Source organism: Stenotrophomonas sp. YJH_SMC_138 (genome assembly GCF_059369855.1).
The window spans coordinates 153,524-167,846 of the sequence record NZ_JCAFTB010000010.1; the positions used below are offsets into that span (position 1 = coordinate 153,524).

16 protein-coding genes are annotated in these 14,323 nt (G+C 64.4%); all 16 read right to left on the minus strand.

Annotated elements, in window-relative coordinates; genetic code table 11:
* Positions 1–94: 94 nt before the first annotated feature.
* The 16 genes from AC5P7I_RS18885 to AC5P7I_RS18960 all read right to left on the minus strand — a co-directional run bounded on the left by AC5P7I_RS18885 (position 95) and on the right by AC5P7I_RS18960 (position 13,840).
* Positions 95–721 carry a hypothetical protein gene (locus AC5P7I_RS18885; protein ID WP_262088311.1) on the minus strand — a complete coding sequence of 209 codons (627 nt, stop codon included), beginning with the start codon at positions 719–721 and terminating at the stop codon, positions 95–97.
* Between the two features lies 1 nt (position 722).
* Positions 723–1,409: a TadE/TadG family type IV pilus assembly protein gene (locus AC5P7I_RS18890; RefSeq protein WP_032958205.1), complete on the minus strand. Its 687-nt coding sequence runs from the start codon at positions 1,407–1,409 to the stop codon at positions 723–725.
* Positions 1,406–1,789: a DUF192 domain-containing protein gene (locus AC5P7I_RS18895; protein WP_053091726.1), complete on the minus strand. Its 384-nt coding sequence runs from the start codon at positions 1,787–1,789 to the stop codon at positions 1,406–1,408. The genes AC5P7I_RS18890 and AC5P7I_RS18895 overlap by 4 nt, the downstream gene beginning before the upstream one ends.
* Before the next feature lie 10 nt (positions 1,790–1,799).
* A complete protein-coding gene (locus tag AC5P7I_RS18900; RefSeq protein ID WP_014646167.1) occupies positions 1,800–2,690 on the minus strand; it encodes a type II secretion system F family protein in 891 nt (296 codons plus the stop codon).
* On the minus strand, positions 2,687–3,541 hold the full coding sequence (locus AC5P7I_RS18905) for a type II secretion system F family protein (RefSeq protein WP_014646168.1): 855 nt from the start codon (positions 3,539–3,541) through the stop codon (positions 2,687–2,689). The genes AC5P7I_RS18900 and AC5P7I_RS18905 overlap by 4 nt, the downstream gene beginning before the upstream one ends.
* Entirely contained in the window at positions 3,534–5,258 is a 1,725-nt protein-coding gene (locus AC5P7I_RS18910) for a TadA family conjugal transfer-associated ATPase (RefSeq protein ID WP_080342718.1), read from the minus strand. Before AC5P7I_RS18910 ends, AC5P7I_RS18905 begins: the two co-directional genes overlap by 8 nt.
* Positions 5,259–5,271: 13 nt before the next feature.
* Positions 5,272–6,768, minus strand: coding sequence for a type II and III secretion system protein family protein (locus AC5P7I_RS18915; RefSeq protein ID WP_262088310.1), 1,497 nt, complete (start codon positions 6,766–6,768; stop codon positions 5,272–5,274).
* Positions 6,755–7,549 carry a Flp pilus assembly protein CpaB gene (gene cpaB / locus AC5P7I_RS18920; protein ID WP_014036170.1) on the minus strand — a complete coding sequence of 265 codons (795 nt, stop codon included), beginning with the start codon at positions 7,547–7,549 and terminating at the stop codon, positions 6,755–6,757. The genes AC5P7I_RS18915 and cpaB overlap by 14 nt, the downstream gene beginning before the upstream one ends.
* On the minus strand, positions 7,546–7,731 hold the full coding sequence (locus tag AC5P7I_RS18925) for a hypothetical protein (RefSeq protein ID WP_014646171.1): 186 nt from the start codon (positions 7,729–7,731) through the stop codon (positions 7,546–7,548). The genes cpaB and AC5P7I_RS18925 overlap by 4 nt, the downstream gene beginning before the upstream one ends.
* Before the next feature lie 10 nt (positions 7,732–7,741).
* Positions 7,742–8,410, minus strand: coding sequence for a hypothetical protein (locus AC5P7I_RS18930; RefSeq protein ID WP_014646172.1), 669 nt, complete (start codon positions 8,408–8,410; stop codon positions 7,742–7,744).
* Positions 8,394–9,209: a TadE/TadG family type IV pilus assembly protein gene (locus AC5P7I_RS18935; RefSeq protein WP_014036173.1), complete on the minus strand. Its 816-nt coding sequence runs from the start codon at positions 9,207–9,209 to the stop codon at positions 8,394–8,396. The genes AC5P7I_RS18930 and AC5P7I_RS18935 overlap by 17 nt, the downstream gene beginning before the upstream one ends.
* Positions 9,210–9,224: 15 nt before the next feature.
* The gene (locus tag AC5P7I_RS18940) at positions 9,225–10,010 is read right to left on the minus strand and encodes a hypothetical protein (RefSeq protein ID WP_014646173.1); all 786 of its coding nucleotides are present in this window, start codon (positions 10,008–10,010) and stop codon (positions 9,225–9,227) included.
* Entirely contained in the window at positions 10,007–11,536 is a 1,530-nt protein-coding gene (locus AC5P7I_RS18945) for a pilus assembly protein TadG-related protein (protein ID WP_310759104.1), read from the minus strand. Before AC5P7I_RS18945 ends, AC5P7I_RS18940 begins: the two co-directional genes overlap by 4 nt.
* Positions 11,537–11,648: 112 nt before the next feature.
* Complete coding sequence (locus AC5P7I_RS18950; protein ID WP_014036176.1) at positions 11,649–11,921, minus strand: hypothetical protein; 273 nt, start codon at positions 11,919–11,921, stop codon at positions 11,649–11,651.
* A gap of 537 nt (positions 11,922–12,458) precedes the next feature.
* Positions 12,459–13,490: an OmpA family protein gene (locus tag AC5P7I_RS18955; protein ID WP_032958215.1), complete on the minus strand. Its 1,032-nt coding sequence runs from the start codon at positions 13,488–13,490 to the stop codon at positions 12,459–12,461.
* Positions 13,491–13,510: 20 nt separating this feature from the next.
* Entirely contained in the window at positions 13,511–13,840 is a 330-nt protein-coding gene (locus AC5P7I_RS18960) for a hypothetical protein (RefSeq protein ID WP_126411778.1), read from the minus strand.
* Between the last annotated feature and the right edge of the window lie 483 nt (positions 13,841–14,323).

Genomic DNA, 14,323 nt, shown 5'->3' on the forward strand with positions numbered 1-14,323 from the left:
CGGGCCAGCGGTAGATCCACGCGCTGCGTGGATCTACCGGCGCGGAGGGAGTGAGACCTCCCGCGCCACGGTGTCGGCACTGCAACCACCTCGCTCAGTTCGCCGCATCCTGCGTGCGTCGCCGCAATCCGGCGGGCGGGTCGAACAGGCTCGACGGCACCTCATCGAATGTGACATCGGTAACCCGCAAGCCGCGTTCGGTACGCTGGTTGCCGGTGCGTCCGCGGTAACCCAGCAGCAGGCCCGTGCGGGTATCGATCCACAACGTGCCGGAGGTGGTGCCATCAGGGCCCTGCGCATTGTCATAGCGCCAGCCGGCAGCGAGGCGACCCAGGATGAACTCGCCGGGTGCGGGAGAGCAGCGCCCTCCGATCGTGTGGCATGGGGCGGCAGGATCGTACCAGTAGGGACCACTGGCGTCGGCGACCGGCAGCGTGTAGTTGCCGCGCTCGCTCACCAGCCATGCCCGGCCGCGCTGGCCCTGGGTGGTCAGCCATGCATCGGGCGCATTGTCGCCGCGGAAATCAATACGGATGGCAGGCCCGCGCAAACGGATCTCGACCTCGACCTCACCACCAGGCGAGCTTGGACCGAGTGGGCCCAGGCCATAAGCGCGTGCCAGCAATCGCGCCTGTGGAGGTTCGTTGTCAGCAGCGTCCGTGGATTGCGCGGCGACGGCCCAGGTTGCTGCCATCAACAGGCTGGCCAGCAGCACCTGCATGTCAGCGCGCCAGGTTGTTGCTGTCATGCACGGGGCTCTGCATGCGGACGATCGCGTAGGACTCGATCGGCATGCGGCGATGGCCGGTGATCGGGTCCTCGATCAGCATCGAGGCCGGGCGGAAGCTGTCGCCTTCGCTGACCAGGTCTGAAAGACCGGCAATCACCCGGTCGGCAAAGGGAACGATCAGGGGCATCGGATAGGTGACCTTGATCTTGAGGATGTTGGCGTCCTGCACGCTGACGCGGCTGCTGCCGACACGTGCATCGCGGAAGGCAAGATTGTCGTTCGGCAGCGCATAGCGCCCATCGAACTGGCGCTCGCGGAACTCGTTGTACGCCGCGCGGCTGGGTGAAATGACCTCGATCTTCGGTGACAGCAACGGGTTCTTCCACAGCAGGGCGACCTTGGCGCGGGCGGCGACGGCACCGGCGGCGTCCGGCGAGGTCGCGTACAGGGGAGCCATTGCCATTTCCAGTGCGCTGCGCATCTCGGAATGATTGACGCCACTGACCGCGCCGGCACGCGCGGCCTGCAGCGTGGCGAAATCCAGCAGCGACTTGGCGCGATAGATCAGGACGAACTGGAAGATGACCAGGATGAGGAAGACGAAGGCCGGAACCACGATGCAGAATTCAATCAGCGATTGCCCCCGCTGCTGGCGGATGGATGTGCGGATGTGCTTCATTGCAACGCCCTCGTGGATGGCGGTGCCGCAGGCGGAGAAGGGCACCATTGGAACGTCTCGCCCAGCACCGGAGCAATATGCCCGAGGCTGTCCACCGGCATTTCCAGCGTCGAGTAGGCGCCGCGGCACCAGGCGCCGCGCCATGGGCGCACGGCCTCGCGCCAGCCAACGGCGCGCTGATCGCGGTCCAGGAACAACAGGTCGAGTGGATACCCCATGGCCAGGGTGTGCACGCTCGAGCAGGGAGTTATCAGCAGGCCTTGCCCAGGCTGGAGTGGCGCGCGCAACAGCAGGCCGCGCAGCCGCTGGTGCCAGCGATCGGCATGCCAGACGCAGCTGAGCAACTGCTGGTGGTCGCGGATCAGGGCGCCGGTTCTCATGCGCGGGGACTCACAGGATGCCCTGCTGCTTCATCTGCAGGAAGATGAAGTAGGCCAGGACGACGAAGATCAGCGGGAAGAAGAACAGCACCAGCGGCAGCATCATCTTCACCGGTGCTTCCAGGGCCAGCTTCTCGGCGCGAAGGAAGCGCTCTTCGCGGCGCTGCATGGCCTGCGAGCGCAGTGTGTCACTCAGGCTGGCACCCACCCGGTCCGCCTGGATCAAAGCGCTGGTGAAGCTGGTCACCTGGGAAATGTCGGCGCGATCGGACATGCGCCGCAGCGCTTCGGCACGCGGAAGGCCGGCGCGCAGATCACGCAACATGCGCGAGAACTCCTGTGACAGCGGACCGGGTGGACCCTTGTCGACGGACTGTTCGATCGCACCGGTGATGTTCAGGCCCGCTTCGACGGCCATGGTGATGAAGTCGAGGAAGATAGGCAGGTCGCGGATCACATGCTTGGAGCGCGCTTTCCGCCGTTCGCCCAGCCACAGCGTGGGATACATCCACCCGAAGGGTGCGCCGAATGCCAGGGCCATCAGCACGGAGCCGACTCCGAACCGGCCCAGCAGGATGATGGTGAGCAACAGGAAGGTACTGGCCACGGCGGCGGAGACGATCCGTGCGCCATACAGTTCTTCCGGTGACAGCACGAAGTCCTGGCCGGCCGACTGCAGGCTGCGATGCGCGCGCTCCAGCTGTGCCGAGGACAGGCGCGGCCCGGCCAGGCGCGTAGCGACCGTAATCAGCGGCCACAGGATGCGCAGCAGCAGCGGCAGCGGATCCTGGTAGTTGCGCTGGTCCACCTCGACCGACTGCACCAGTCCGCGCAGCGCGAATGCTAGCAGCCCAACAGCGGCAGCGGCAAGCAGTGCGACCAGGATGAGCAGGGCGTTCATATATCGATCGTCATGATTTTGCGGCACATGCGGTAGCCGAGGTATTCCAGTACCCCGATCAGGGCCATGACGCACCAGCCGATGAAGGTGTGGAACATGGGGTTCATCGTTTCTGGATAGAACAGCACGAGGAAGCCGACAAGGCCGGCTGGCAGCATCGCCATGACGATGCCCTGCAGGCGCCCCTGCGCGGTAAGTGCCTTGACCTTGCCTTCCATGATGAGCTTGCGCCGCAGCGTTTCGGCGAGCGTGGAGAGGCTCTCGGCGAGATTGCCACCAACCTCGCGCGAAATGCTGACGGCGGCCACGAACAGCTTCACGTCGGCAATGGGCACGCGGGCGGCGAAGTTGTCCAGCGCCTCCTCCGTGCGCACGCCCATGTGCTGCTCGCGCAGTACCAGTGCCAGCTCCTGGGCCAGCGGAGGCAGGCCGTCATGGGCCAGTGCTTCCAGCGCAGGATTGAAGCCGACGCCGGCCTTGAGGCTGCCGGCCAGCATCAGCAGCCCGTCGGGCAACTGCTGCTGGATCTGGTCGAGGCGGCGCTGCTTCAGCCACAGGTAGATCTTGCGTGGCGCTATGGCCAGCAGGATCAGGGCCAGGATCGGCAGCAGCAGGTTGCCGCCGGTGACGATCCACAGCAGCACGGGAATCGCCAGCAGCATTAGGACATTGGTCCTGAACAGCACGCGCGGGTCGACGAACAGGAACATGTCGGCCAGATTGACCCGCGCCTGGTCCATGAAGTTGGCGCGGTAACGGTCCATGAAGCCGGAGCTGGCACGCGCCAGCAACAGCACCGAGCCCGTCACGCAGGCAAAACACAGCAGGGCGATCAGCAGGATGTCACTCATTCCGCCGTCCCCCGGTACGGAAAATGTCCAGGTCAACGGCGACGCCGCGCTCGGCAAGCTCTTCATAGAACTCCGGCACTGCACCGGTCGCGACGAACTCGCCCACCACCTTGCCATCGCGTCCGGCAGTGGAGCGTGCCTTGAACAGAAACACATCCTGCAGCTGGATGGTTCCGCTTTCCATGCCCGTCAACTCAGTGATGTGGCTGACCTTGCGCGAACCGCAGGGGAAGCGCTTCTGGTGCACGATCAGGTCCACTGCCGACGAGATCTGTTCGCGCACCACCGTCATCGGCAGCTCCATGCCGGACATCATGACCATAACTTCCAGGCGCGACAGCGCCTCGCGCGGATTGTTGGCATGGGCGGTGGTCAGCGATCCTTCGTGGCCGGTGTTCATGGCCTGCAGCATGTCCAGTGCTTCGCCGCCGCGGCACTCGCCGACCACGATGCGGTCCGGGCGCATGCGCAGCGCGTTGCGCACCAGGTCGCGGATGGAAATATGGCCCTTGCCTTCCATGTTGGGAGGACGCGCTTCCAGGGCAACCAGGTTGGGCTGGACGAGCTTCAGTTCGGCCGCGTCCTCGATGGTGACGATGCGATCGGTATCGGGAATGAAGTTGGAAAGGATGTTGAGCAGGGTGGTCTTGCCGGAGCCGGTGCCGCCGGTGACGACGATGTTGCGCCGTTCGCGCACCGCAACGATCAGGAATTCCAGCATCGGCTGGCTGAGCGAACCGAAGGTGAGCAGGTCCTTTCCTTCCAGCTTGCGCTTGGCGAACTTTCGGATGCTGATGCTCGGGCCGCGCAGCGCCACCGGCGGAATGATGGCGTTGACGCGGGAGCCATCCTTCAGTCGCGCGTCGACCATCGGCGAGCTTTCGTCGATGCGGCGACCGAGGGGCGTCACGATGCGCTCGATGGCTGACAGCACCGCGCGGTCACTGGTGAAGACAATGGGGGACCGTTCGATCCGGCCCGCACGTTCAATGAAGATCTGGTCGTGCGCGTTGACCATGATTTCCGTCACCGTCGCATCGTCGATCAGGTCTTCCAGCGGGCCCAGGCCGATGGCCTCATCGAGCACCTCCTTGGCCAGCCTGCGTGGGTTGATCGTCTTGGGCAGCTCGGAGAACTCCCGTTGCATCACCTCATCGATCAGCTTGATCGTGGCGTTGCGCAGCGACTCATCGTCCATGCTGCGCACGTCAAGCCGGCGCAGGTCCATCTGCTTGACCAGCGAGGCATGCAGCTTTGCACGATAGACCGCCATGTCCGGCGGCAGCTGCTCCGGCCGCGCCAGCTGGCGTTCGCTGGATGGCTGCGCCGGTGCGGGTGCCGGTGCGGGCGTGGCGTCCACCGGTACATCGTTGGCCGCGCCCGCATTGAAACTTCCAGCATCGGCGGTGGGTTCGGCCGGCGGGTCGTCGTCCACCACCTGCAGCAGGTAGTCGCCGATCTGCACCCGGTCACGGCTGGTGAGCGGGCCACGGCTGCCTTTGACCTGTTCGCCATTCACCAGTACCGGCGAGCGGCCTCCCAGGCTCTCGATGAAGATGCCCTCGTCCTCGCGCTTCAGCGCCGCATGGCGTTGGGCGATGCTCCAGCCCTGCAGCACCACCAGGTTGCCGTCGCCACGGCCGATCCCGCATTCACGGTGCAGGCAGCGGACACGTCGCTGGTCGCGGTTGGGTGTGTCGATGAGGATGTTGAACATGCGACGGCTCCGGTCACTGCACGAAATCTTTGTTCCTGCGCGGCATGGCCTGCTGGCCGCGCTCCTGGATCTGTCGCGCACGCTCCAGGCCATCGAGGTTTTCCTGCGAGCCCGGCGTCACCACGCGCGGAGTAACGAACATCACCAGCTCGGTACGATTGCCACGGAAGCCATCGGAGCGGAACAGCTTTCCGAGGATCGGGATATCGCCCAGCAGCGGCAGGCGCTTGGCATCCTGCTGCGCGCTGGAGTCGATCAGCCCGGAGATGACGATGGTTTCCCCTGCGTGGACGTTGATTTCCGACTCGGTGCGGCGGGTGGTGAAGCCAGGCACGCCCTGCACGGTCACCGTCGGATCGACGCGGCTGACCTCAGCCAGGATGCGGGTGGAGATGTCCTGGTTGAAGTTGACCAGGGGCTCGATGTCGAGCTTGATGCCGTATTCCTTGTAGTCGACGGTGACCTGGCCGAAACCCTGCGGAACCGGGATCGGCACTTCGCCGCCGGCCAGGAACTTGGCCTGCCCGCCGCTGCGGGCGCTGAGTTGGGGCGAGGCCAGCAGGAACGCCTTGCCCTTGTTCATCATCAGGTTGATCGCCGAGCCGATCTGCGTGGCGATGCCAAAGAAGGCCTGGGTTCCCTGCAGCTTGTTCGGCAGCAGCACGCCGTTCGCCGGGCTCTGCTCGGGGTTGATGCGGTAGTAGTTGTTGTTGGTGAAATCCTTGACGATGCCCGCCACCGGGCCACGGATGACGTTGTCCCACTGGATGCCGAGTTCTTCCAGCGCATTGCTGTCGAATTCCATGATCTTCACGTCCATCTGCACCATCGGGCGCATGCCCACCGGGTCGGCGGTAGTGAAATTCAACACCGTCGGGTAGATCTTCTGGATCGCATCGATGCGGCTGCCGATGCCCGGGTTGATGTCCTGGCCGGTAATGACCACACGGTCGGCGACCGCATGCACATTGATCTTTTCCACGTCGGCCAGCAGGGTACGGATGGTCTCGGCCAGGCTGACGGCATCGTTCTCGGAGATGTCCACCTGCACCTGCAGCTGCTTGCCGTTCTGCAGCCACAGGTGAACCGTGGTGGAGCCGGGCTTCATGCCCATCATGATCAGGTCGCGCGGGCCGACGTTGGTGACCTCGAGCATCTCGCCACTACCGACGGCCACGCGCTTGAGCCCGCTGGGCAGCGTGTAGACGGCGGCCTGGCCGGCATAGATCCGGGCGCGGGTGGGCAGTGGCACCGCGGGCATGGCCGACGCGCTGGTGCGATAGGCGGGATCGGGAACCGGCGCCGGGAAGGCGCTCTGCCCACCGGGTACCGGTGCATGGTTGGTGTTGGGCTGCGGTTGCGCCTGGACAGCAGGGCGCGGTGCGGCCATGACCGGTACCGGGGTCAGCTGGGTGCCGGTGGTCTGTGCCACGGCCAGCAGTGGCGAGGTGACAACAGCGATGGCCGCAGTGGCGGCAATGAGGCTGCGGATTCCATTATTGCTGCGCATTCGTCGACCCTTTGCCCCCAATGATGAATTGCACGCCAGCACGACCCTGCGTGCCGTTGCCGAGCAGTTCCCTCTGCGTCATGCCACTGAGGCCGAACGCACCACGATCCTCCACCTGGCGAAGCATCACCCGCATCGAACCGGCCTTGGCGGCGACCGTGAGTCGCTGCGCCTGTGCCGGTGTCAGTTCCAGAGTGATGTTCGAATAGCCCTGCTGGTCTTCCGAGGCCGGCGTTTCGCCGACGCGGTTGCCGGTTGCCAGCACGTTGATGTCCTCAAGCAGCGGCAGCACCCGGGCACCGGTCTGTTCCTGCTCGACGGTGAGCAGGATGTCGACGTGATCTCCGGGAGCAATCATGCCGGAGATCGAGTTCGTCTCGTCCACCTGGAGGGTGTAGCCCACGTTGCCCTTGGCGATCACGCGCGAGAACTGGTCGTACAGCGGTACCAGTGCACTGGCACCCAGCGGTGCACCTTCGCGGATCGGCGCGCGCAGCATGCGGCCGCTGTACTCGGACACATTGTCCGGCGTGATCGCATCGGCAGGCGGCAGGTCGGCGGGGACTTCGCGCACTGCAAGGTCGGCAACGGTGACAATGCTGCCCGGCTCCATGTCGGTCTTGGGCACGGCTACCGGCACCATTTCCACCGGCGGAGCGGCACGCTCGTTCACTGCCTTCTGCACGTAGCGCACGGCGACCAGGGCCGCGAACAGGCCGAGCGCGAGGGCGATGATGATGAAGACGACGTTGCGGTTGGCTTTCAGCGGGAGCGCCTTCATACGACTCCCATCGACAGCATGTAGGTGAACCCCTGGTACGCCTTGCGCAGTGAATCGATCAGCTCGAGCACGATGTTCGGCTCGGCGACCAGGACCAGGACACCGACGGAAGCGACCACGGCGTACTCGATCAGTGCGGCCCCGCGCTGGCGGCGTAGGGACGGGGGAATGCGTTTTCTCATGGCGGTGGTCTCAGTGCTGCGACTGGTTGACGACAATCGAGGTTCCCTGCTCGTGCCGGTTGAAGGTCATGGTCATTTCCTGGCTGCCCTTGCTGTAGCGGACAACGCACTGCAGCGCGATCATCGAACACCCCGCAGGGCCGGAACTTCGGCTCCAGCCGTCCGCAGGGAGGCGGCTGGCATAGAAGGCATCGGTCTGGAACGGAGACAGCGTGCTTTCCATGGACAGGCTGCGCCCGGGCGTGTCCAGGTAGGTGATGTCGTTGATCACCTGCGTCCCGGACGGTTTCGGGAAATCGGCGCCGGCCGCGGCATCGGGCTTGCGCTTGAGCAGGCGTGTAATGCCGATCTGTGACTGGCTGCCACTGCCCTTGGCCGATACCTCGATGGTCACGTAGTACTCGCCGTGTGCGTGGCCGATCACGGTCTTGCCGCCGACCTCGTTGATCACGGTCTGCCCGGGCCATTCGCGGTTGTAGTAGCTGACGATGGACGACACCGGCAATGCGGACGTGAAGCGCGAGATGCGCATGGGCAGGCCGTTGTAGAGCATGTCCTTGGCCACCCACTCGCTCTGCGCGCCCTCGGGCTCGGGAATGTCCGGCCAGGACGCGGCCAGCGCAGGCCAGGCGAACAGCAGCGCGGCCAGTGCCGCCAGCAGGTCAACGCGACGGCGCATAGGCAGGCAACTTGTCGACAGGCACCACGTCGGGCGCGATGTAACCGGGATCAAGCCTGCTCAGCGTCCCGATCATCGGGATGCCGGAGAGGCCGTCAAACGCCTTGGCGATGCCCGCCATGTGCTGGGATGGCACCAGTGGCTTGACCTGCGCGATCACCGAGCGTGACGAGTTGACCTTGAGCCCGGAACCGGCTGCATTCCAGGGGTCGGCCAGCACCACATGGGTGGCCTGCAGCTTCAGGCCCAGCGAATCGAAGGGTTCCAGATAGGCGGCAGCACTGCCGTTGGCACTTTTCAGATCCTGCACATCCAACCGCAGCTGGGCCTGGGTCAGGCCGTTGCGGTTGGGCGGGAACGAACCGAACATCGAGGTCACGTCGCCGATCTTCTTCATCATGCCGCCTGCCGACGTGCTGGTGTAGGAGACCAGGGCGAGGTCACCGCGCCGCACCAGCGGCTGGTTGGAGAAGGTATTCATCAGGACGTCGCCGACGGCGGCATCGCGTGCGCCGGTCTGCGCCTGGCTGACGATGGGATCGTTGGCACGCCCGAAATAGCGGTCGACGGCAAGATCGCGCTGGCGGCCGCTGGCCGGCAGCTTGTAGTCCGGCGATACGGTGGCTTCCCAGGCGATCGCGCGCGCGGCCTGCTGGGTGGCCTGGCGGGCGTGGATGTACTTGGCCAGGATCGGGATCAGCAGGAAGATCGGCACCAGCACGGCGCAGAGCACGGCGACTTCGGTGAGACTCTGGCCGCGCTGGCGACGCGCGCCGCGGAATGGGCGTTCCCTGTCCATGGCTACCTCAGCAGGTCATCGTTGGGAGGACGGTTCGCGCGGTACCTCGAGGTCGCCGCGTTCAAAGGGTTGGCCCACCGTCATGCGCTGCGTGGTCAGGCGGGTGCCATTGCCGTCGAGGGGTTCCTGCTCCAGGACAATGGCGTAGCGGCTCGGCCGGTAGTCGTTCAGCGCACCGGGGGTAAAGCCCCAGCTGGCACCAGCCGACCACACGCACTGGCTGAACCGTCCGTTCTCGTCCTTCCACACGTTGCACGGCTGGCCAGCGACCCTGCGGTTGCCCGCGCGCTGGAAGCCCGGCGAGGCGCTGCCCTCGTCGGCTTCGGCGGCAAAGCGGGTGAGCCCGTCGCTGTCGGCAGGGGACTGGCTACGCTCTCCCGTTGCCAGATCGACCTGCTCCACGCCGGAGGCGCTCTGGGTCTCCTGCAGGCCGGTGGCCTCCAGCCGGAACTGGCAGCTGGTCGCAGGGCCATCGTTGAGCAGGCGCCATTCGCGGGTACGGAACACTTCCTCTTTGCTGGAAAGCCAGGCTTCGTAACGGACGGTTCCCAGGCGGGCGACATCGGCGTCATCCAGTGCGCGGGTCGGCAATCCTGCTGCCTGGCAGTCGCTCAGTGCCTGCTGGTAGCTGGTGCGCGCCGCGTTGCGTCCATCCACCAGGGTTTCGGCAATCTGGTCAAGATGGATGCCCGGCATGTTCCTGGCAGCGGCGGGCTCGCCGTTGTCCGCCGCGCTGCCACAGCCGCTGATCAGCAGTGTGGCGATCGACAGGTGCAGGCGATTGAAAACAGCAAACGTCATGGCATCAAGGCTCCGGCTGCCGCCAGGGCAGCCTTGGTGGCGGCATCGGTCTTGACCAGTCGTGCCTGCCAGTAAGGACTGAACAGGTTTCCGGTTTCACGCTTGCGGTCATCGCGGCTGAACATGCGCAGCTGCACCGGGCGGTCGAAGAACACCTGCGCGGAGGAAAGTGCGGCGATCTTGTTGTTGGCCATCTTGTCCGGCAGTTCCATCTGCGAGCCGGCCGGGGCGCCGATGCCGGCGCCGGACGTGGTGCGCGCGCTGGTGCCGGCGGTCTCGGCATAGATGGTGAAGACCGGGCCGACCTTGTCGCGGTCACGATCATTCTCGGCGTAGGGCTGCAGTGCCTGCCCGGCCTTGACGTCGTGATAGTCGCGCAGGCCGTTGTAGCCGGTGAAGAAGGCCTTGCGATGCTGGCCATTGGCGAAGCGCACGTTGGCATCCTGGCTGCGGTCGACAATCCACGCCGCGCCACGATTGCGGCGCACCGCTTCGCCATACGGGCGGTAGCGGCGGCGGTCCCAGTCCGAGTACCAGCCGTTGCCGTTGCCGAAGCCGTTGAGGAAGCGCTGGTTGCGATAGCTTTCCACGGCCTGCGCACCGCCCCAGCCGACCGGAATATCGATATCGGAAAGCGGCCATGGCAGCGGAAGCTCGACGGCCATGGTGTCCAGCGCTGCCCATCGGTTGTAGTCGACCATGTCGGTGCCGCCGGACTGCACCAGGAAGCCGAGGAAATCATCGCTGCGGCTCTTGCTGAAGCCATCACGCGACTGCATCACCACATTGCGGAAGCGGTCGGCGCCCTGGCGCTGCGTGGCCGAGCCACCGTTGGCGGTACGGGGAATGCTGTAGCGCTGCAGCAGCCGGTTCTCGGCCGTGGCCAGTTGCGTGCCGAGCACCGCGGTTCCGATGGTGCCCAGCTGTGCCTGCGGTGAGTTCCGCTGCAGCACATCCTTGGCGATGGTGTAGCTGTCCAGCCGCGATACGCCCTCGATGACGAGCTGCACCGAGGCGGCGAACATCATGTTGAGCTTGTCGATGGCGATGATGGCCGCCTGCGCGACAGGCTGGAACGCCTGGCGGGTGACCTTGAGAATGCGTTCGGCGACCTTGAAGGCGGTTGCCAATGCCTTGAACACCACGCCGATGTAGGGAATGGCGGAGAGCACATCCAGCGTGGTGCGGATGACGATGGAGGTGGTGTGCATCTGGTTCAGCCACGAATAGAGGCTGATCGTCTGTGCCACGGCCACTTCGTTGGCAACGCGGGCACGGTTCATGTAGGCCGCGTAGTTCAGTGCGCGTGCCTGCTGGATCGCAACGCTGTAGGCGGCGGCGTCAGCCGCATTGACCAACTCCACCTTCTTGTTCACCACCTGCCCTGTGTTGAACAGCAGGACAATCCCGAGGCATAGAACCAGAATGAGTGCCAGCCCGAGAACCATTGCTTGGCCGGCGACCGTTCGGTGGCTGGAAACGCCCCGGGCCGCACGGCTTCGTGCCAAAGCCAATGCGCTGCGCATAACGAATTCCTGGGCCGGAGGCCATGGCTGCCCGTCGCGCGCCGCGTGCGGTGCGCGCAGGGAGATTATGCTGGGAGGGCCCTGGCGGCTTCATGCCGCCAGGGCTGGGGTATTACTTGTTCTTGTACGCGTCCATGCCCTTGGTCTTGTCAGCTTCCTGCTGGGCGCTGTTGGCCTGGTTCTTGGCGCGGTTGATCGACTGCGTCGCGCTTTGGCCGGAAAGTTCTTTCGACATGCCTGCCACCTGGCTGCGAACCGTGCCTCCGAAGAAGGTGACGGCTCCGATCGCGGCGATGGCGATCAGCGCGGTGATGATGATGTACTCGGTCATGCCCTGACCGGCCTGCTTACGGGAAAAACGGATGTGACGACGGCTGCGTTCCATGTATTTCCTCCTTGATGGCAGGAATCCTCCCGGGTGTGCGGGATATTCGGCGTGTCCGCTGGGGGATCCTGATTAATGGCAGGGCGAGGTAAAGACAGGAAGCTCACACCCTGGTTCGTCGAAAATTTGTCGCTTGTTCGAGAACGGGGCCAAGCCTATCGACAGAAAATTGACGATACAAGTCAGGTTTTTCCGATATGCAATGAAATATTTGAAAATGTGATGCACATTGCAGATTAACAATTGTCTGCACATAATCACGTCAAATTTGAGCTAGATGCACCGCTTTTCGTTAAGGAAATTAACACTTAACTGACATATTTGTGTCACGCAGGCGGCTTGTGGTGCCGGAATATTGGCGCGCTACAGAGGGCGCGTGCACGGCCTGCTTCTTGTTCGAACGGGATGAGAGATCCGCGTGTTTTTATCTCGTTGCATCCGCGGCAAAACAAATGACCGTGCGGCGCGGAAAAAAAAAGCACATGCAGGGCATGTGCTTTTTCCGGAGCGCTTCAACGCAGTAACGTCGTGGTGATATCAGCGCTTGACCAGTTCCACGCGACGATTGGCGCGACGCCCTTCTTCGGTTGCGTTGTCGGCGACCGGCTGGCTCTGCCCATAGCCTTTCGCGCTCAGGCGTTCGGCTGCGATTCCACCGCCGACAAGACGCGTGCGCACCGACTCCGCACGCGCCTGCGAGAGCGTCTGGTTGTGCGATTGGCTGCCGCTGTTGTCGGTGTGTCCTTCAACGGAAAGGCGAAGCTGTGGGTCGGCCTTCAACAGCTGGGTGACCTGTGCGATCTGCGGTTCCGAATCGGGCAGGATCTCGGCGGCGTCGGTTGCGAAGTTCACCTGGATGGATACCTTGCCACTGCTGTCCAGTGCCTGTTTCAGCGTGTCCGCTTCAATGACCTTGGCCGTGATCTGCACCGGTTTTGTCTCTGCGACGAGCAGGCCGCCGGAGTTTCCACCCGAGCCCAGGTGAATCCAGATATCGCGATCTTCGCGATGGATGACATAGGTTTCTGCGGGTTCGTTGTAGATGTCGCCGATGCCGCCGACATAGGTGGTCGCCGCCTTGCTGTTACCGATGTCACGCGATGCATCGGCCGGTATGGTGCCGGAGAAAATGCGCTTGCCCCCCAGGGCCTCGACCAGGCTCTGTACATTGCGGCTGAGCTCCAGCTGCGAATAAGGGTGATCGCTGCTGCTCTGCAGGACCGAAGAATGAACCTTGCCTTCAATCCATTCCACGCGATCGCCGGTCCAGAACGGTACGCGATCGAATTCGCTGTCTACGACGTCCTGGCTGGTGTAGCCCTGCGGCAGTCCGAGATAAGGGAAGCTGCCGATCGTTGCCTGCGATACGGGCAGCTCGGCAACATTGAACGCTGCGGCCTTCTGGCTTCCATCCGTGGCCGCAGCCGCCTGCGGTGATGGTTCGGCTGCGGTGCTGGAAGGTGCGGCCGAGGAAGCGCCACCCTCTGCAGGCGCTTCGCCAGCGCGCTTGCAGGCACCCAGTGCCAGTACCAGGCTGGCGGCCAACAGGCTCGCGCGCACTGCGGACATCGTCGATCCGTGCTTCTGCGTCATGAACGCACCTGCTTCATCAGTTCGTTGCAGACTTCGCTGGTGGGCTTGTACTGGCCCTTCTTCCAGGCATCGGTGATCTTCTTCTGTGTCTGCGCTTCGGCCGTGTCATAGGCCTGGTCGAAGCCTGCTTCGGCGCCGAACACGGTTTTTGCCTGTGCCTTGTGGCTTGCGCGCAGCTTGGCGGCCTGTTCCGGGGTTGCGCCGCACGCCAGGGCATTGCCTGCATGCGTGCCTCCCAGTGCGCCGAACTGCGCCGCACCGCCGCCCTGTGCGACTGCGGTGCCGCTGCCGATCAGCAAGGCGGAGGTGATCACTAGCTTCGTCATGAAATACCGCATGTTGATGTTCCTCATCCGGCCCGATAGCGGGCATCAATCCCCTGTGGCCCGAGCATAGCAACAGGCAGTGAGTGCCAGCGTGTCGTTGCATCGCCACGGCACGGCCAGTGGTCAGGGCGTGGACAGGAAGCGCGGGGTGCCACGACGTGGGGCAGATCCTGTCGTTGGACGGCCATCGAACGTGCAAGCGGGACGGTCGACCAGGCATCCCCGCACGACGGAAACCCATTGATGGATCTGGAGCAACAAGCCCCTCTGTTGAGGGGCTGCCCCGACAGGGGCGGGGAGAGGCCGGCAAGGGGAGGGGCCCGAACGTTGCGCAGCAACGTCTGGGGCGAAGCGCGCGCAGCGCACTTCGCATCCCCCGCCAGTGGCTTCTGCGAGGTACAGCCGATCAGGCATCCCCGCACGGCGGAAACCCATTGATGGATCTGGAGCAACAAGCCCCTCTGTTGAGGGGCTGCCCCGACA